At 60.4% G+C, this 17,967-nt stretch carries 20 protein-coding genes and 1 pseudogene; 9 read left to right on the top strand and 12 right to left on the bottom strand.

What is annotated here, in order from left to right:
* Window positions 1-156: 156 nt before the first annotated feature.
* The 4 genes from DDE13_RS15510 to DDE13_RS15495 form a co-directional block, all read right to left on the bottom strand.
* A complete protein-coding gene (locus tag DDE13_RS15510) occupies window positions 157-546 on the bottom strand; it encodes a DUF3768 domain-containing protein (RefSeq protein ID WP_111405195.1) in 390 nt (129 codons plus the stop codon).
* Between the two features lie 87 nt (window positions 547-633).
* A complete protein-coding gene (locus DDE13_RS15505) occupies window positions 634-906 on the bottom strand; it encodes a DUF6330 family protein (protein WP_111405194.1) in 273 nt (90 codons plus the stop codon).
* A gap of 23 nt (window positions 907-929) precedes the next feature.
* The gene (locus DDE13_RS15500) at window positions 930-1,871 is read right to left on the bottom strand and encodes an ArdC family protein (RefSeq protein WP_111405193.1); all 942 of its coding nucleotides are present in this window, start codon (window positions 1,869-1,871) and stop codon (window positions 930-932) included.
* A gap of 40 nt (window positions 1,872-1,911) precedes the next feature.
* A complete protein-coding gene (locus DDE13_RS15495; RefSeq protein WP_235868726.1) occupies window positions 1,912-2,382 on the bottom strand; it encodes a hypothetical protein in 471 nt (156 codons plus the stop codon).
* Window positions 2,383-2,735: 353 nt separating this feature from the next.
* On the opposite strand from DDE13_RS15495, the gene DDE13_RS15490 reads away from it, so the two are divergent.
* Complete coding sequence (locus DDE13_RS15490; protein WP_111405191.1) at window positions 2,736-3,029, top strand: hypothetical protein; 294 nt, start codon at window positions 2,736-2,738, stop codon at window positions 3,027-3,029.
* Window positions 3,030-3,057: 28 nt separating this feature from the next.
* Here the strand turns inward: DDE13_RS15490 and DDE13_RS15485 are convergent, their stop codons facing one another.
* The 6 genes and pseudogenes from DDE13_RS15485 to DDE13_RS15455 form a co-directional block, all read right to left on the bottom strand.
* Window positions 3,058-3,474, bottom strand: a complete 417-nt coding sequence (locus DDE13_RS15485) for a hypothetical protein (protein ID WP_231582180.1) — start codon at window positions 3,472-3,474, stop codon at window positions 3,058-3,060.
* Window positions 3,467-4,740, bottom strand: a pseudogene (locus tag DDE13_RS15475) (type II toxin-antitoxin system Phd/YefM family antitoxin). Before DDE13_RS15475 ends, DDE13_RS15485 begins: the two are co-directional and overlap by 8 nt.
* A gap of 113 nt (window positions 4,741-4,853) precedes the next feature.
* Complete coding sequence (locus DDE13_RS15470) at window positions 4,854-5,987, bottom strand: helix-turn-helix domain-containing protein (protein WP_111405190.1); 1,134 nt, start codon at window positions 5,985-5,987, stop codon at window positions 4,854-4,856.
* 204 nt (window positions 5,988-6,191) lie between these two features.
* Window positions 6,192-7,115, bottom strand: coding sequence for a ParB/RepB/Spo0J family partition protein (locus DDE13_RS15465; protein WP_111405189.1), 924 nt, complete (start codon window positions 7,113-7,115; stop codon window positions 6,192-6,194).
* Complete coding sequence (gene repA / locus DDE13_RS15460; RefSeq protein WP_162631045.1) at window positions 7,105-8,250, bottom strand: plasmid partitioning protein RepA; 1,146 nt, start codon at window positions 8,248-8,250, stop codon at window positions 7,105-7,107. The genes DDE13_RS15465 and repA overlap by 11 nt, the downstream gene beginning before the upstream one ends.
* Before the next feature lie 293 nt (window positions 8,251-8,543).
* Complete coding sequence (locus DDE13_RS15455) at window positions 8,544-9,428, bottom strand: recombinase family protein (RefSeq protein WP_111405187.1); 885 nt, start codon at window positions 9,426-9,428, stop codon at window positions 8,544-8,546.
* A 380-nt stretch (window positions 9,429-9,808) separates the two neighbouring features.
* Between DDE13_RS15455 and DDE13_RS15450 the strand changes: the two genes are divergently transcribed.
* On the top strand, window positions 9,809-10,723 hold the full coding sequence (locus tag DDE13_RS15450) for a hypothetical protein (RefSeq protein ID WP_394340304.1): 915 nt from the start codon (window positions 9,809-9,811) through the stop codon (window positions 10,721-10,723).
* Between the two features lie 298 nt (window positions 10,724-11,021).
* Entirely contained in the window at window positions 11,022-12,014 is a 993-nt protein-coding gene (locus tag DDE13_RS15445; RefSeq protein ID WP_111405185.1) for an arsenic resistance protein, read from the top strand.
* A 69-nt stretch (window positions 12,015-12,083) separates the two neighbouring features.
* Here DDE13_RS15445 and DDE13_RS15440 read toward each other — a convergent pair whose 3' ends face one another.
* Window positions 12,084-12,485 (bottom strand): MerR family transcriptional regulator, encoded by a 402-nt coding sequence (locus DDE13_RS15440; protein ID WP_064260196.1) that lies wholly within the window; start codon window positions 12,483-12,485, stop codon window positions 12,084-12,086.
* 96 nt (window positions 12,486-12,581) lie between these two features.
* Here DDE13_RS15440 and DDE13_RS15435 point away from each other — a divergent pair, with 96 nt between their 5' ends.
* The 6 genes from DDE13_RS15435 to DDE13_RS15410 are packed head-to-tail and all read left to right on the top strand — an operon-like array spanning window position 12,582 to window position 16,992.
* Window positions 12,582-12,989 carry a mercuric transporter MerT family protein gene (locus tag DDE13_RS15435; RefSeq protein WP_111405184.1) on the top strand — a complete coding sequence of 136 codons (408 nt, stop codon included), beginning with the start codon at window positions 12,582-12,584 and terminating at the stop codon, window positions 12,987-12,989.
* A gap of 12 nt (window positions 12,990-13,001) precedes the next feature.
* Window positions 13,002-13,307, top strand: coding sequence for a periplasmic mercury ion-binding protein (locus DDE13_RS15430; protein ID WP_111405183.1), 306 nt, complete (start codon window positions 13,002-13,004; stop codon window positions 13,305-13,307).
* A 37-nt stretch (window positions 13,308-13,344) separates the two neighbouring features.
* A complete protein-coding gene (gene merF / locus DDE13_RS15425) occupies window positions 13,345-13,785 on the top strand; it encodes a mercury resistance system transport protein MerF (protein WP_111405182.1) in 441 nt (146 codons plus the stop codon).
* Entirely contained in the window at window positions 13,769-15,118 is a 1,350-nt protein-coding gene (locus tag DDE13_RS15420) for a dihydrolipoyl dehydrogenase family protein (RefSeq protein WP_111405181.1), read from the top strand. Before merF ends, DDE13_RS15420 begins: the two co-directional genes overlap by 17 nt.
* 58 nt (window positions 15,119-15,176) lie before the next feature.
* Entirely contained in the window at window positions 15,177-16,628 is a 1,452-nt protein-coding gene (merA, locus tag DDE13_RS15415; protein ID WP_111405180.1) for a mercury(II) reductase, read from the top strand.
* 4 nt (window positions 16,629-16,632) lie between these two features.
* Window positions 16,633-16,992, top strand: a complete 360-nt coding sequence (locus DDE13_RS15410) for a hypothetical protein (protein WP_027263671.1) — start codon at window positions 16,633-16,635, stop codon at window positions 16,990-16,992.
* Window positions 16,993-17,124: 132 nt separating this feature from the next.
* Here DDE13_RS15410 and DDE13_RS15405 read toward each other — a convergent pair.
* Window positions 17,125-17,967 (bottom strand): HAD-IC family P-type ATPase (locus tag DDE13_RS15405; RefSeq protein WP_235868725.1); only part of this gene is annotated, 843 nt, incomplete at its 5' end.

Genomic DNA, 17,967 nt, shown 5'->3' with positions numbered 1-17,967 from the left:
GGATATCCTTCTCGGTGGGTGAGGTGTGGCCCGCGCATTCAGATGCGCGGCCAATCCCCGGCTTCAGGGATCACCACGACAAAAGGCCCACTTTCCCTTTGAGGGGTCAGTGGGCCTTCATCGCCTGGTGTGTCAGGAGGGGAGTCCCCTGCCCTTCTACCAGTCGCGCGCCAGCATGATGGTCAGCACGCGCATGGTGGTGGCGGGATTGTCAGGGGTCTCAGCCCCGTAGCGGAAATCCGAGTCTGCTTCATAGAGATCGATTTTCCAGAACACGGTCTCGCCACAGATCTCGACCGCCCCGAAATCGTGCCATCCCTCGGGATCATTCTCAGGCTCGAATGTATCGAACGCACCAGTCGCCTTGACCGCCTCGGCCATGAAGCCATCGCCGGCCTCCATAAGCGAGCGGGTGACATGCATCCGGCCCTGGATGGGCTGCGCGGGCGGCACTCCAAGGCACGCGAGCTTGCGAAACGCGTCGTTCTGCGCCGCGATCACACTCGGATCCGGACGGTCTGGCAGGGGTTGAACGGTCATGGACATGGGGATCTCCTTTGAGAAGTTGAAACACCCTTCTCAAAGCCTGCTTTCGCTTTTCCGCTTGGCGGATGAATCGAGGCCGAAGGCGGCCTACCCGAACAGCCCTTTGGGTCTGTAATTCGGGTTGGGGATGGTTTCGATCCAGCCGCCTTGTTCCTTGATGCTCTCAAGTGCCGCCGAGAGCGGATAAGCGCCCTCGGACGGGCTCCACCAATAGGCACCGCGCTTGAAGGTGATGATCTTGCGGCGGCCGTCGTTGAGTTCGCGCCGGTCCGCGAAGCGGCAAACTGTCCGGGGGACAGTTTGAGGCAAGAACGGGCGGAGCCCGGCCACCCGCAGCGTCTTGGGTTCCTTGCGTGACATTCGAGTCTCCGTTCTCCGTGTGGTCAGGCGGCCTCGGCACTGCGCCCTGCCCTGCCCGTCTCCGATCTGGCGATCAGATAGTCGCAGGCGCGCTGCGCATCCGCGGCGTGCTTGAAGATCGCGCCCTTGTCCGCCCGAAGGACCCGCAACCAGTTGTGGAGATATGCGGCATTCATCTCGAGCGTATGGGCCGTGAAGCCGAGCGTCTGACCTAGGAACACCGAGGTCAGTTCCGCGACGATCTCCTCGCGCGCATAAGACGTGTTGCCAAACTTCGAGAACCCGAAATCGCGGTTCAGCCGATGGGGGGCTTTCGTGGCATGGGCCAGCTCATGCGCCCAGACCCCGTAGAAATTGCGCGGGTCCTGGAACCGCGTGATGGACGGCATGTAGACCTTGTCCACGGGCGGCAAATAGTACGCTTCCGTGCCCGTGAAGACGGTCGTGATGTCGATGGCATCGAAAAACGCCTGCATGTGCGGGATGGGCTCGGACGGCGGATGCTCGGGCACGGGCTCCGGGTCAGGGTAGAAACTGTCGGGCAAGCCCTCGATCTGGCAGGCGTTGAAGACGCGATAGGATTTCTGAAAGCGGAATATACGGGCTTCCTCGGAGTGATCATCCCCGTCGCTGCGGTCATGCTCATCGCCGCCCGCGTCTTTCCGGCTTTGACCGTAATAGACGACGACAGAGGATTTCTCGCCCTTGCGGACCTTTGCGTCTAAGGCATTGGCCTGCGGCAACGTCATCCAGAAGGGAGAGCTGTGGCCCGCCATCACGGTCCGCATCGTCAGCAGGAAGTTGTTCACTCCCTGGTAGGGTTCACCGCCCACGCGCAGGGGACGAGAGCTGCCGCCTGCGGTCCAGGGCTTGCGCCACGGCAACACGCCGCGCTCAATGATACGGATGATTTCGTTTGTGATGACCTCGGAGGCATCGAATTTGGGCGTGCGGGATCGGGCCATGGCTGGCCTCCTTTCGAATGTTGGTGTGAGGGAATGATGATCAGATTGACTGACGGGGCCGCGGATCGTTGACGATCCTCGCGCCGAGCCCTTCGACCATGTCGATGTAGTCGGTCAGCGAGACGGACCTGCCAGGGCCCCAGGGTTCAGAGTCGTCCGATCCGTCCTGCGCCACCCGCGGTAGGTTCGCGAAGGCGATGACATTGGTGACGGGTCGGATATCGATGAAGGGGGTCCCCCGTGCGACCGCAAGAGTGGCCAAGGGAAAGCGCTCGATCGGCGCGAAGGTCGACACGGTGGTCCAACCGAGATGGATGAATGTCCCGCCCTCTCCGCAGATCACGTGCGCGTTTGGCAATAACGCCGCCTGCTTCAGATAGCCGAGATCACGCAGGACGGTCTCGCGCTCGAGCCGTTGTGCCTGCCCCGTCTGGCCGGTTCGGCGTAGTTCCTTGTGTCGCCACCACGAGGCAGCGGTCGCGCGCAACACGCGCAAGACACCTGTTTGCATGGGAATGCCCTTCATCAGGAACGGCAGACCGGAACCCGGCCCGGACCCATCTGAGGGACCCCAAAGGCCCTCATCCGTTAGTCACAAAACCCGAAGGACACTTTCACTCTTTAGGGATCTGATGCCGGAGATTGTTAAATGCGAAGCTCATGAGAACGCAGGATCCTGCACTTTCCGGCATCAGACCCCAATGAGGAACAGGATCAGGCCCGGACACCCTCTTTCGGGCATCCTCAGGCCTGACCTCCCCCCGGCCCTCCTCTTCCTCTCAAACCCCATGATTTCCGCAGGTGGCTTGATTTTGTTCCTGTTATGTTCTATTTTGAGGACCACGCTAAGAAGGGAGATCCCCGATGGAAAGCACCGCTTACGCCCTGCCCGCGACGCCCAAGCAGATCGCCTATGCGCGCGCGCTGGCCTTGCGCAACCAGACGCTTTTGCCGTGGGAGGTTCAGCAAGATCGGCGGTCCCTGACCGTCTGGATCGACGCACAAGCCAAGTTGAACCCGGGCGCGCAGGACAGCCGCCCGACATCGAAGCAGGTCGCCTTCGCCGAGCGTCTCGCCCGGATCAAACGCCGCGCCGTCCCGGATGAGTGTTTCCGCGACAAGGGGCTGATGTCAAAATGGATCGATGGGAACAAATGAAGCTGGGTAGCCCCTGCGGTGATTGAGACTACTTCAGCCGATCAACAATCGATGCCCCGCCCGACCTGGCAAGCGCGATCAGGCTGGACTGGATTTTGGATGTGAAGACGGAACTGAACGTGCCGATGGGCGTGCGGTCCTCCCAGACATAGGACCGCTCCAGAATATCGGTGTTGATCTCGTCCAGCATGACCCATTTGCGGACATGGGTCTCCAACCCCACACGCTGCGACTCGATCTGTGGCACCTCAATGCACTTGCGCGAGGGCAAGGGCGGTTGCGTCGTGATCGGCAGTATGAACACCACGGTCTCGCTATCGGACTTGGCGACAGTGACGGCGATACAGACAGGCCGTGTCTTGCGGCCCTCGGTCTCGCCCGCCATCTGCTCGCGTTTCCACAGGAACGGATAGCGGAAAACCTCTCCAGCACTCGGCTTAGTCATCAGCCTGCGTCAAGTCCCGCTCGAGCCCTTCTATCATCAGCGCCTTGAGATCCTCGGGCATCTCGTCAACCATATGAGCCTGTTGCGTGGCCCCCCGGGTGAGGTGCTGGTACTGGTCCATGCTCATCAGCACGAATTTCGGCTTGCGATGTTTGGTGATCGCAATCGGCGACCGAATGGCCGCGTCGAACAGGTCACTTGTGTGCCGCGTCAGGTCGGCCGCCTTGAACTCGGGAAGCTCATGCATGATCAGGGTCTCCATTTGTGCAGAATATACATACATTCTGAATATTCTGCAAGAGATGGGTTGAGCCTTTCCATGTGTCATCCGAACCGCCGCACGGTCCAGTGTAGTGTACTCATAGGCGGTGTTGCCGTCTTCAATGGACTCGTCCGAGGTCAGGTGGTCGTAGCCGCGAGAGACTGCCAACGCGCCGTAGCGGTCAAACATGACGAAGGCCCCTGCCCGCCCGATGTCTGTCGGATTGAAGGCTAAAGGCCGGATCTCGATCTTTTGGATCTCTGCTTCCAACCCGCCAAGCTGAGTATCGATCTCGGGGGGGGGGGTCATCCTGTCCCGCGTGTTCTTCTTCCAGCGCCTGATACTCGGAGAGCCGTTTGGTATGAACCGCTTCTTCTTCATCCGTCATAGGTGCCGGATCGCAGGACAAGGACTGCAGGCCGTGGCTGTAGCCGTGAGGCAGGTCGAGTGCGACCTCGATCCACTTCCAGCCCTCAACCGCAACCGTCTCAGCCTGGAGTTTCTCCGTCACCAGCCGATCGAGCAAGGCAGGGTTCTCGAGCGAACTGTCGCCATCGCCTTGGAAGAGGTCATGCAGCATCGGTCTGACCCTTGTCAGGCAGGGACACAAACGCGCGGAACTGGTAGAACGGGTGCAGAGCGACGCGCTGCATGTTTTCCGCAAGGGAATCGTCCTCGGCCAGGATGTCGGACGCTGCATCCCGCACAATGCAGGGAATTGGCGTGGTCTTTGCCAAACGCTTCTCCTTCACCAGCAGGGACAACGCTAGGAACCGGCGGTCCCCGGTTGGGATCTCGAACTTGCCAGTCTCGGTACCATCGTCAGCCAACACGGGCCGCTCGCTCAGGCTCTGCATGAGGCCGCGGTGAGCGATGTCTTCGGCCAGGTCCTCGACGGACACGCCGGCCTTGATGCGCCGCGCGTTGGAGTGCCTCAACATCAGTTTGTCGAAAGGGATATCCAGGGAACGGGACAGGGTGATTATCTGGACAGCTTTGGTCATCAGATATTCTCCACGACGGGCGTCGGAAGTCACTCTTCCGATCTCACTTTCGGTCACCATCAAACCTACACTCCTTTCCCTCTCCCGGTGATTCTTGACCGCGGTCAAGAAGTTCATGTGGGAGCAAGTTGTGTGCGTAGGACCCTTTCAAAATAGGCGTCAGGGTGTTTGATCGTGTCTGCTCTTGCTATCAGGTAGTCAAAGATGAGAAGCAGTTTCCCTGCGCCTGCTTTCTGGATGCCATGCCGCAGTTCGTCTTTGCTTATTCTAAGCAATCGACCCAGGTCGTATAGAATGCGGGTAAGTGCTTCTCCTGTGCGCGGCGGTTCTGGGAAAAATCCCACAACGTGGGTGAAGTCTTCCCATGCCATGCGTGCTGGGTCTCGGTTCATCGTGGGTTTGGTTTGTGCGGTTTGTTCACCGCGATTGACTGTAGTGGTAACATTCTTTTTAATATCTATTTTTATAGACTCTATGTGCCGGACATTTTGACCGTTTGTGGCGGGCAGATCGTTGGAATCTGGTGTATGAGGTCGGTGTTCGATATTTAGTAAATTATCTGCGGTACCAGTTTTTGCTGCGGCATGGTGTTCACCGTAGCTTGCGTCGGTATCGGCTCCGAGGGCTCTAAGTTCTGAGATAACGCTCAGGACTGCATCAACGGTTAATGTTGCTCGACGCAGGACATTTCTGATCATGTTGAGGGTAGAGAGCTTTGCTTCATCGAAGAGTGTCTGTTGGAGTAGCGAAGCACGTAGGGCTAACGCCTCAGCCTTCAGTGAGCGCAAGCGCTCGCGTTCTTCGGTGAGCTGCAAGGCTTGTGTCGCGAGCGAGCCGTACCTCTCGATCAAGGGCTTCAGGTCGATACCGAAGGCATCTCTGATAACGCCTCCATACCGCAGCGGAAAGCGTTTGCCATTTGCTGAATTCTTGCGTTCGATCAGTTCAGCAGCTGAGAGGCGTCCCAGGCTGCGTCGAATTGTTCTCTCATCGAGTCCATTGGCGCGCTCTGACAGAGAAGCGTTCGATGGGAACACGACAGTGAGCGTAAGTCGCTGGCTGTCCTGAATCTCACGTTCTTTGCGGGGTAGGAAGCTAATGAGCGCGGTCAGAACGGCGAGGTCATTGGTTGTGAGACCGAGCTCCTTCCTCAGTACGCGAACTGGGCCCAGAAGCTCATAGGGGTTAGGGCAGGGCAGGGATATCCGTTCCGCCAGGGCGGTTGTTGTTTCATTTGCATGTCTCATGGTGTTTCGGAAGAAAAAGCTTCCCCGTTCACCGCGAGCGGTGTTGAAATCGATTCGTTTTGGGGGTATCAATCAGGTGTCGAGACTGATTGAGGCCCTTCGGAAGCATCGCTTTCGGGGGGTCTTTCTTTTTCTAGCCGGTCCTCCTTTCGTTTTCTGCTCGTTGCTTTTGATGTCTTGACCGCGGTCAAGACACGGGGGTCGTCACTCTGGCCCGTCTTGACCGCGGTCAAGAAGCTCCGTGACCAGCTTCCGGACTGCCTCCTCAACACGAGGGACAAGATCAGCGTCCACATCGATGGTGATACGGTTGCCCTTTCGGCCGATCTTCACGCGCTCACTGGGGTGTGTCTTCTGCGTCGATGGTTTGGTGGCTGTCAGCAAGGTAACCGCCGCTTCGAGACGGTCGGGGGCCGGTATGTTGCGAGGGATTTTGCCGGCAACTTCTCGAGCTCTCGCGACGTCTTTCTCGCACAGCCTGAAAAGCTTTTCCCAAACCCGTCGACCAACGCCGTGTGCAGGTCCGATAGCCTGGATCAGTTCCATCGGGATGCCCGTAGCGATACGGTTCATCCGCGAGACGAGCGATTCATCGATCTGAAGTGCCCGATACGCGATCGTTTGAGCGTTCTTGCGCGTTTCGTCGGTTTTCCCAAGTTCTCGAATGATCCCGGCGACAAACAGAGCCCTTTCGATGAATGATGGATCTTGGCGTGCATTATTCTCTACGCCTTGGGCAATGAGAGCTTCCTCGTCGGTCATCTCCATGACCGTCGCGCGCACTTTCTGACCAAGTTGGCGACAAGCGAGAAGCCGACGGCGTCCATAGACGATCTCAAGCGCACCGTCCTCGGTTCGGCGAACCAGCACTGGAACCTTTTGACCGTGCTCGCGGATCGACGAGACAAGCTCATCCAGACCATCGCTTGGATCGATGCGGTCCATGACCGCGGACATCCGTATGGCGGTCGGGTCGATTAGCCGCGTGGCGTGTTTATCCTCTTCGAGCACAGATGCTTGAGCGCGAGCTACAGTCGGGCTCGTCCGTTTCACATCCAGATCGTCGTCTGAAGGCGGCGTTTTGCCCATCGCGTTCTTGAGTGAGTCCCCGAAGACCTTACGCGCCATGGCTACGCCCCCATGCTTTCAGGATTTCGCGTTCGACCTCGTCGGTCACGCGCGAGACGGACTCGATCGCGCGCTCGTAAGTTCTGCGGTTCACGTCGCGAGGTTCGACCTCGAAGATGCTCTGCTGGGTGTTCGCAGCATCACCCACGGCGGTTGATTTCAGGAACTCGGCAGACAGCACGGCATCCCCGAGGACTGTCCGAAGCAGAGATGAAATCTGCACCTGCGGACCATCCGTATTTTCGTAGCGGGTGATCAGAACTCGCACGAAGTTCAGTCCATGTTCCGGGGCGTGTGTCTCGACGACGCCCATCAGGTTGCTCGCCATGCCCAGAAAGCTCGCCAGCGACATGACATCGAGCATCGACGCGTTGAGCGGGATCAGGACCCCGGTCGATGCAAATAGGGCAGAGATCACCGAGAAGTTCAGCTGCGGTGGGGTGTCAAATATCACCACATCATATCGGTTGAGGACGGGCTCAAGCGCTTCCCGGATGCGGCTATGGAACGTGGTGGCGCCGTGTCTGAAGCTCAGGGCGACCTCGAACTCGTACTCCATGATGTCCATGGATGCCGGGATCAGATCCACGGTCGGGAAGTTTGTTTTGCGAATGATCTCTGTTGCGGGCAGTGGATCGTCGGATCGGATAAGATCGTATGACGTCGGCATATCCGGATCCAGCTCGGGAGTAACCCCGAATAGGTTTGTCAGACTTGCCTGGCTGTCGAGGTCGATCAGTAACACCCGGTAGCCGCGCAGACCCAGTAGTTGCCCTACATGGGCAACAGATGACGTCTTGGCGGAGCCACCCTTCAGGTTGAAGATCGTCAAGACCTGACAAGCCTCTCCCGGTCTTCTGTGCGGGTGTTCTTCTGGCTTGATCCTTCCAGTCTCGAGAAGTACGCGTTGTGCCTCGACCATCTCCTCTGCAGAGAAGCTACGGCGGTTGCCGCCCTCCAGGACACCTTCGGGAAAGCCTTCGAGGTTTGACACATGATGGCGAAAGGTATTCTGATTAATGCGAAGCAGTTCAGCCGCTTCCCGCATGGCGAAGCGTCGGAGGCCCTTCTGAGCGTCCGGTGGGAAGGTTTCCTGCGCATGTTCACGCAACCGATTACCAAGCCGCTTGGACATGACTTCAAATCTCTGGGAGGCCCGTATACCGTTCATCACTGCCCTCAAGTCTTTATTGTTTTGCAAAGCTTAACAGATATTGTGGATAAATCCAGACCAAACCGTTGAGCGGCCTGTGGGTGTTGAAGGCACCGATTTCTGTCGACGGTAAACTGTTAAAAATCAGCGTCTTGGGCGACTGCGCTCTCACTCTACTTCAACACCTCGTTGCCAACTACGAAGTGACCACAAGATGTATTGTGAGTGCGTACAGAAATCAGTCGGCAGAATCGGATGGGCGATTCTCGGGAATCTCAATCGAGCAGCCCCAGCCTCTCAGCCCGCTCCAGTAGCATCTTCACCGAAGAAGGCTGCCAGCTTGTCCGCCCGCGGGGCGTGCGCTCGCGCATCGCTTCCAGCCGGGTGCAGATCGCCTGGAGCGTAATGCCGGGATCCGCGCCCTTGATGGCGGCGACGATGGCGGGCAGGCGGTCGTCGGTTTCGCGGCGGCCGGCGCGGGCCAAAACTGTCTCGGGCAGGAAGCCGTCGCGGACATAGGCCTTCACGGCGCGTAGAAGGCGGCTTTGGTTCCAGCGACGCGCCTCGGGCAGGGGGCCGTTGATGATGCGCACCACGTCTTCCCAGGCCAAGTCGGGGCGCAATCGGCGCACATGAGGCACCCAATCTTGTGCCGTTTCGTTCAGACGCTCAATGTAGCCGTCCTGTCGCGCCAGCCGCACCTTGCGAAGAGCGGCAGGGTCTTTGGCCCGCAGCCCTGGGTTCCCGCCCACACGGCCCTTTGTGCGCGCGCTGGCGAGGCCGGCCTTGGTGCGTTCCCGGATCAGGGCGCGTTCGAACTCGGCCGCAGCGCCCAAGACCTGCAGCGTGAACTTGCCTTGTGGGGACCCGGTGTCGATCGGGTCTTGGATCGAGCGAAAGAACGCACCCTTGGCCTCCAGTCGCTCGATCACTTCCAGCAGATGCGACAGGGAACGCGCGAGGCGGTCGATCCGCACGACAACCAGCGTGTCGCCCTTGCCGATGCGTTCTAACACCCGCGCAAGCACCGGCCGCGCACGATTGCCGCCTGAGGCCTGTTCTTCATGGATCTCGGCGCAACCAGCAGATTTCAGGGCCTGCGACTGGGGCAGGGGGGTTTGATCCTCTGTGGATACGCGCGCATAGCCTATCAATGGCATCAAAACAGGCCTTTTGCAGTTTTATATGTCGCTACTAAACGACCGTTTGTAAATGGATGCAAGCGTGTGTTATCTCGTCGTGCTGGTGCACAATCCCTTGGTTTCCTTGTGCTGAGCGCGATCTGAGAGGTACCGCCGACAATCGCGCGCGCGTACTATATATATAGAGCACGGGCGATGGCCAAAAAATGCTTGGGTAATGTGCATCATATTCGTATTTTGCACACATGAAGCCGCAAGCGCCTATTTTTAATGACGATTACGACGACCCCCTCATCACTACCGAGGGGGATGAAGATGTTTCGGAAGACGATCTGTGGTTTCTGCCCGGTCCGATGGAAGATGAGCCGGATTATCTGCCGCCCGGACCACGGGCCGAAGTGCGCGAGACCGCTGTTCTCGACGATTGGCGAGATGCCGAGGCGGGCCATGCTGCCCGCCTTGCCCGTGTCGCCGGAAGGATCGGTGCGCTAGGGGACCGTCTGAAGCGTGGCCCGGAAGGCTGGCGGCACAGGCTTGCGTTGATCGAGGCGGCAGACCTCAGCTGGTTTGTGGGTGACCGGATTGGCCCGGACCGGCTGGCGCTCTGGATCTCCATGCGCCTGCCCGGCGTGCAGGACGACACTGCGGCGCTCGCCCGTATCAGTTGGGCAGTGCGCCGACTGATTGGCGGGCCGGGACCGGAGGTCGACCTGTTCGCCTTCCTCGACCGCCGTGACCCAGAAAACCTGAGCGACGATGCCGAGCCCTTGACGGATCGCGCGACCGGTTGGCTGGACCTGATGGCGCAAGCCTCCGATCTTCACCCGATCACCCGCGCGTGTTTCGGTTTTCACCTCTGGAGCCTCGCGGGCCTCGGAAAGCAGAGCGACGGAATGGAAGCGGCGGTCACGGCGTCGCGCATTGCCGCGCATTGGGGCGAGGGGGCGATATTCGCACCCCTGGCCATGGGTGGGGCGGGGGCGCTTCGCGCCGGCGGCCCACCGGCTGAACGTTTGGCGCGCTGGCTCGAGAAAATGGAAACGGCCTGCCTGACCGCGATGCGGCACCTCGACGATATCGAGACATGGTCGGCGCGGGCAGAAGCCGAGATGACCCCGCTCTCGGGCAAGACGCCGCCAGCCCTGCGCGGAGTGCTGACCGAATGGCCCTTGGTCTCTGCCCCCATGGCCGAGGCCCTGACCGGAGCCAGCCGCGCCGCTGTCCAGCGCAACCTCGCCTGGATGGAAGCACGGAATCTGGTCCGCGAGCTAACAGGGCAAGGACGGTTCCGAATGTGGCGCGCCACAAACTGATTGTCGAAGCGATCTGTGCGGCGCCCATGTTGCGTCTATCCGCAGCACGGCTGAAACGGTGAGGAACACCGTTTTGCAGATGCTCGAGGTCAAAGAGTTCGGCTGATCGGCTGAGACAATTCGGCTATCGCCGCGTCTACAACTACCATGAAAGCATTGTCGGCTGGGTCGTGACCGGTCTACGGGTATAAACCGGACAGAGCATACAACGCTCCAAGCGACGAACGAGCCGTTGTCGCAATGGCCTGTCCAGTGATGTCTTCTTGAAAATCGCCGACGGAAAGAGCAGGGGCAGGACATGAAGCTGCAAAATCTCGAACGCCATCAAGCCTGGATCTATCTCGCTGCCATCCTCTCCGGTCTGGTCTTGGGCGCGCTCGCGCCCAGTATCGCGGGGGTGTTAGAAGCGCTGCTGTGGCCGGTGCTGGGATTTATGCTTTTCACTACCTTCGCTCAGATGCCGCTCGCGCACTTGCCGCGCGCGACGCGCGACCGGCGTTTCATCGGCACCATGCTGATCGGCAACTTTGTCCTGGTGCCGCTGCTGGTCTGGGGGCTGATCGCGTTCCTGCCTGACGATCCTGCGCTTCGGCTCGGGGTGCTTGTCGTGCTGCTGGTGCCCTGCACCGACTGGTTCATCACATTCACCTATCTCGGTCGCGGCGATGCGGTGCGTGCCGCGACCGCGACACCGATCCTCCTCGCGGTTCAGTTCGCCTGTCTGCCGCTCTTCCTCTGGCTCTTTCTGGGCAACGCATTCCTTGAGCTTCTCGCCGCCGATCGCATTGCCGCCGTCTTTGCGGCGCTTATCCTGCTGCCGCTCACAGCGGCTTTCCTGCTGGAGCGTTGGGCAGAGGCGCGCCCGGAGCGGGCCACGATAGTAAATCGCCTCGCCTGGCTGCCGGTTCCGCTTCTGGCTGTCGTGGTGTTCCTGATCGCGGCCTCGCAAGTCGACGTGGTACGGGATGCGCTACCGGTTCTGGCGCAGGTGGCGGGCATCTACTTCGCCTACCTCGTCGCCGCAGCACTTCTGGGTGCGGCGACCGGGCGGGCGGCCGGATTGCCCACTAGCGTGCGACGAACGGTCATCTTCTCGCTCGGAACCCGCAACTCCTTCGTCGTACTTCCGCTGGTGCTGGCGCTCGGACCGGAGTGGAACGTGGCGGCCGTGGTCATCGTCTTCCAGTCGCTCTTCGAGCTCTTCGGCATGGTCGCCTATCTGTGGATCGTGCCGCGCTATCTGGTCCCCGAAAATGCGGCGAACACGCAGGACTCCGCGGCGAACGAATGATCGCAAACAACGGCGCTGGCACCATTGCCCGCTTGGCTGACATGCGTGGGCGTCCTCAACTATGGTCCTTCAGGTCACCTCCGTCAGCGCGTCGATCACAGGGCATTCAGGGACATCGTCACCGGTGCATTGCGCCACGGTGGAGGACAGCACGCGTTCGATGCGTTTGAGATCGTCGATCTTGGCGCGGACCGAGGCGAGATGCGAATTTGCAAGACCCTGCACCTCACCGCAGGTCTGGACCCCGCCATCGACCAATGCGAGCAGATCGCGGACTTCGTCCAGCGTGAACCCCAGCTCGCGTGCCCGCATGATGAAGCGCAGGCGCCCGACATGGCTCTCGTCATAGGCCCGGTAATTCTTCGACGTGCGCGGCGGCTCGGGCATGACGCCGATGTTCTCGTAGTAGCGGATGGTCTCGAGGTTGCATCCGGTCAGTTTGGCCAGATCGCCGCGCCTGAGGACCTTCACCGATCTGTGACGATTTTTCACACTAAACCCCATTGAGCCTGTACCAACTACAGAGCCTAGGCTCAGATCATCACTGAGGCAAGGACGATTCGAACCATGACTGAAACCACATCCGCGGGCCGGGAGACGGCAATCTGCGAAACACCGGCAGCTGAGAAAAAAGCATGGGCGACAACCTGGCTCGGCGCGCTTGGCGCGCTGGCCTTGACCTCATGCTGCATCCTGCCGCTTGTGCTGGTCAGCTTCGGCGTTACCGGCGTGTTCATTGCGCAGCTGGGCGTTCTCTACCAGTACAAATGGATCACTTTCGCGCTGAGTGCCGCCTTCATCGGATACGGATTTTACAAGGCCTACCGTCCGATCCCGGCCGCAGTCTGCGCGGATGGCACCTGCGCGCGTCCCATGAACCGGACACTCATGCGATCCATTCTTTGGGTTGCCACCGCCATCGTCGCCGTAGCGATGATCTTTCCCTATCTCACCCCTTACCTTCTGTCCTACTGAAAGGCCGAACCCATGAAGTCACTTCATCTTGCCCTTGCGGTCGTTGGAACTCTCGCAACTTTCCCCGCCAGCGCCGCCGAACAGCGCATCAATATCGGGGTCGGCGAACTGACATGCCCGACCTGCTCCTACACGGTGGCGGCGGCCATGCGGGGCGTTCCCTCGGTCGAGATCATCGACTTCACGGAGGGAGAGGAATTTGGCACCGGCACCTACATCGTCGCCTTTGATGACGAGGCCGCCGATCAGGACATGATCGTCGAAGCAATCCGCGCCACCGGCTATCCGGCGGACATCGTCGAGTCCGGCGATTCCTGATCGCATTCACCGACCCGCACCCGGAGCTGGAGACAGCATGACAGACATGAACAATAACAATGAACCCACGACCCTTTTGCGGCGCGGCCTCATCGGCAGCGTATTTGCGGCGATCTGTTGCTTCACGCCGTTCCTGGTGCTGATCGTCGCCGGGGTCGGACTTTCTGCCGTTGTCGGAGGGCTCGACTACGCGCTTTTCCCGATGCTCTTCGCCTCGCTGAGTGCGGTTGCATATGCCCTGTGGCAGCAAGCCGGCAGACCAGGGCACAGTCCGAAAGCCCTTCTCATCGGCTTGGCGGTTGTTCTTTCGGCTCTGCTGTTCTGGCTGGAGTTCCGCTTTGCTCTGCGGATCTCGGTTGCCGCCGCTTTGGCGGTGGCGGGATATGCGCTCTGGCTCAGAAAATCAGGCAGTTCAGCAGTGAGCCGGATCAAGAGAAACTGGCACAAGGAAAGGAACAGGTATGACCAAGACGTATGACCTCATCGTGATCGGCGGCGGCACCGCTGGAAATGGCGTCGCCCGGATGGCCGCGGATGCAGGCTGGAGCGTCGCCAGCATCGACAGCGAACCCCATGGCGGCACCTGCGCCCTGCGCGGCTGCGACCCCAAGAAAATGCTGGTCGCGGTCACCGAGGGTGTCGAATGGGCCGAAAACATGGAAGGCAAGGGGCTGGAGGCGCAACCTTCGGTCAACTGGCCCGACATGATCGCCTTCAAGCGCAGCTTCACCGACGATATGCCGCCGCGCATCGAAGGCGGAATGGAGAAGGCGGGGATTGACGTCCTGCACGGAGAGGTACGGTTCACCGGCTCCGATACGATCGAGTTGAACGGCGAAACCCTGACGGCGAAGCATTTCCACATCGCCACCGGCGCGCGGCCGATGACGCTGAACATTCCCGGCGAAGAGCATCTGACCACCAGCACCGAGTTTCTTGAACTACCCGACCGGCCTGAACGCATCGCCTTTGTCGGCGGTGGCTTCATCGCGATGGAATTCGCACATATCGTCAGGCGCGCCGGGTCCAGCGAAGTGACCGTGCTGGAGATGGCGGATCGCCCCCTTGGCAACTTCGACCCCGACCTGGTCGAAATGCTGGCCGAAGGCACCGAGGAACTTGGCATCGACCTGCGCACCAAGGCGAAGGTCACGAAGATCGAGAAACAGGGCGATGAATTCGTGGTCACCGTGGAACGTCCCGGCGGCACCGAAATCGTGACATGCGACTTGGTGGTGCATGGCACAGGCCGGGTGCCGAATATCGACGGGCTGAACCTCGAAGCCGCAGGCGTCGAATACTCGCGCCGCGGCATCAATGTGAGCGACGCGATGCGCACCACCAACCCGGCGATCTTCGCCGCGGGCGACTGCACTGACAGTGGGCCCAAGCTGACACCGGTGTCCGCCTTCGAAGGGCGTGTGGCAGGCAAGAACCTGCTGGCTGGAGAGGACGAGCGTACCGTGGATTATCCGCCGATCCCGTCGGTAGTCTTCACCCTGCCGATGGTGGCCACCGTGGGCTTGTCGGAAGCGGCGGCCAGGGAACAGGGGCTGAAGTTCGACACCCATTTCGAAAAGACCGGGGACTGGTATTCGTCGCTGCGCGTCGGCGCGAAACATACCGGATTCAAGGTTCTTGTCGAACAGGGCAGCGGGCAGATCCTCGGCGCGCATCTGATCGGACCGGGCTCCGGGGAACAGATCAATCTCTTCGCCATGGCTATGGGTGCCGGGCAGACCGCCAACCAGATCAAGGCGATGATCTTCGCCTATCCGAGCTATGCCTCCGACATCGGTTTGATGCTGTGATTCAAAATTATTGATCGGGGCCGTGTCGCGATACCGATCGCAAGCTAAGGAAGAACCAATGGACCAAACTGTAACGAAAGACGATTGCTGCACTGCCAGTGAAACCCGCGATGACAACTACGATCTCATTGTCGTTGGTGCCGGCTCGGCTGGGTTTTCTGCCTCGATCACGGCAGCCGATGCCGGAAAGCGCGTGGCGCTTATCGGGCACGGCACCATCGGCGGCACCTGTGTGAATGTCGGCTGCGTGCCATCCAAGGCGATGATCCGCGCCGCCGAGGCGGTCCATGACGGCGCGTCCGCTGCCCGGTTTCCGGGCATCTCGCCTTGCGCCCATGCCGTGGACTGGGGTGGCGTGGTGAAAGGCACCGCCGATCTGGTCGAGGAGATGCGGCACAAGAAATATATCGACCTGCTGCCCGCCTATGAGAACGTCACCTATATCGACGAAGGCCCGGCGCGACTGGTCGAGGGTGGCGTCGCCGTCGGAGGCCGGGTGATATCCGCGCCGCGCGTCCTGATCGCCACCGGCTCGCGCCCGCATATACCTGTAATTGACGGGATCGAGGCCGTGGAGGCGTTGGATTCCTGGGGACTGCTGACTCTACCCGACCGGCCCGACAGCATCATCGTGCTGGGCGGCGGCTATATCGGCTGCGAACTGGCGCAGATGGCCTCGAGGCTGGGGGTAAAAGTCACGCTGGTGACCCGCTCGCGCCTTCTGCCCGGTGCCGAGCCGGAGGTGGCCGAGACGCTGGCCGATGCTCTGAAGGCGGAGGGCATCGCGGTTGAGACCGGTCTTGCTTACGTCTCGGTCGCGAAAGCTGCGGGCGGCGTCAGTCTGACTGTCGAACGGGGTGGCAAGACCGAGGATCTGACCGCCGAACGGCTGGTTGTGACCACCGGCCGGATCGCCAATTCCGAGAACCTTGAATTGGAAGAGTTTGGCATCGAGACAGACGCACGCGGCTCTATCAAGGTCGGTCAGGACATGGCGACCACGCGTGCCGGCGTCTGGGCCGCAGGCGATGTCACTGACCGTGACCAGTTCGTCTACATGGCGGCCTATGGTGCCAGGGTGGCGATCAATAATGCCCTTGGATTGGAGCAGATGCGCTATGACAACGCGGCGATGCCGTGGGTCGTGTTTACCGACCCGCAAGTGGCCGGCGTCGGCCTTTCGGAGGCCGAGGCCAAGACGGCGGGGTACGACGTCAAGACCAGCGTGATCACGCTCGACAACGTCCCGCGCGCCGCCGCTGCACGCGATACCCGCGGCGTGATCAAGCTGGTGGCCGACGCCAAGACCGACCGCCTGCTGGGCGGTCAGATCGCAGCACCCGAGGGCTCTGACACCATCCAGACGCTTGCCATGACCCTCAAGTTCGGCATGACCGCAGGGGCGCTCGGCGAAACGATCTTCCCATATCTGACCACGGTTGAAGGACTGAAACTGGCCGCACAAACCTTTGACAAGGATGTAGCAAAGCTCAGCTGCTGCGCGGGGTGAGACCATGGCATCAGGCGATAGATCGGACTTCTTGTCGACGCTTCCCGGGGGGCTGATCGGCTGGGGCTTGCCAATCGCCGCGATGCTCCTGGCGATCGGCGTCCCGCATCCGGTCAAGACCTGGGTCTGGGTCATAGCGCTGATCTGGATGGGAGCAGCTTGTCTTTGGAACGCGCACCGGTGCAAGCGGCGGCATTGCTTCTGGACCGGACCGTTTTTCTTTGTGATGGCGCTGGCCGTATTGGCTTACGGGTATGGCCTTGTGGACCTGAGAAGCCAGGGATGGAAGTGGCTGGGTGCGGTGATCGGGATTGGCGCGTGGGCTATCGCGGCCATCACGGAGCGCGAGGGCAGGTATCGTTGATGGACCTTGCGGAACGACGACTTTTGACCGTCCCTGTCGGCGTCGCCTACGATTTTGTAGAACACTTGGTCAATCGGCAGGAGAGTGCTGTATCCGCGCGATGGATTATTGGACCACTGAGCTTGATACAGGTCATAACCGGACCGTCCGCAACCTGAGAGCATTTCCAATTACCGAAACAGAAGAAAGGCTCATCGCAGCGGCTGCAAACATCGGAGAGATCAATAACCCGAAGAATGGATACAGGATTCCCGCAGCGATCGGAACGCCGGCCGTGTTGTAGATCATCGCGAAGAAGAGGTTCTGCCGGATGTTTCGCATCGTCGCCAGCGAAAGACGCCGCGCGCGGACAAGTCCATTCAAATCGCCCTTCAACAGCGTGAAGCCGGCGCTCTCAATGGCCACATCTGCACCGGTTCCCATTGCGATCCCGACGTCCGCCTGTGCCAGGGCAGGCGCGTCATTCACGCCGTCGCCAGCCATCGCGACCTTGCGACCCTCGGCCTGAAGCTCGCGGATGATGCGGGCCTTGTCTTCGGGCAAGACATCGGCCCGGACATCATCGATGCCAAGCCGTGACGCGACGGCACGCGCCGTGCGTTCGTTGTCACCTGTCGCCATGACAATCCGGAAGCCCAGTTCGTGCAGCGCCTTCAATGCGGCGGGCGTCGTTTCCTTGACCGGATCGGCGACACTGACAAGGCCCGCCACGGCGCCGTCGATGATGACGAACATCACCGTTTCTCCTTCGTCGCGACGGGCGTTAGCAACTTGGCTCGCGGCAGGCGCGTCGATTCCAAGCTCACCAAGCATTCGCGCGTTCCCAAGAGCGACGGACTTAGTTCGCCCTGAACAACTCCCAACCTGCTGATTTCCGGCGCAGATCATGCTGAAACGCTGGCGGTGAATTGCAGGGTTTCGTATCATGGAATTCGAAACCTTGCAGATTTCCGGAGCCCCCGATGAAGCCCCATC

It is taken from the genome of Meridianimarinicoccus zhengii (genome assembly GCF_003254465.1).
GTDB classification, from domain to species: Bacteria; Pseudomonadota; Alphaproteobacteria; order Rhodobacterales; family Rhodobacteraceae; genus Meridianimarinicoccus; species Meridianimarinicoccus zhengii.
Note: the sequence above shows the minus strand (reverse complement) of the source record. Positions and strands in the feature narration are given on the sequence as shown.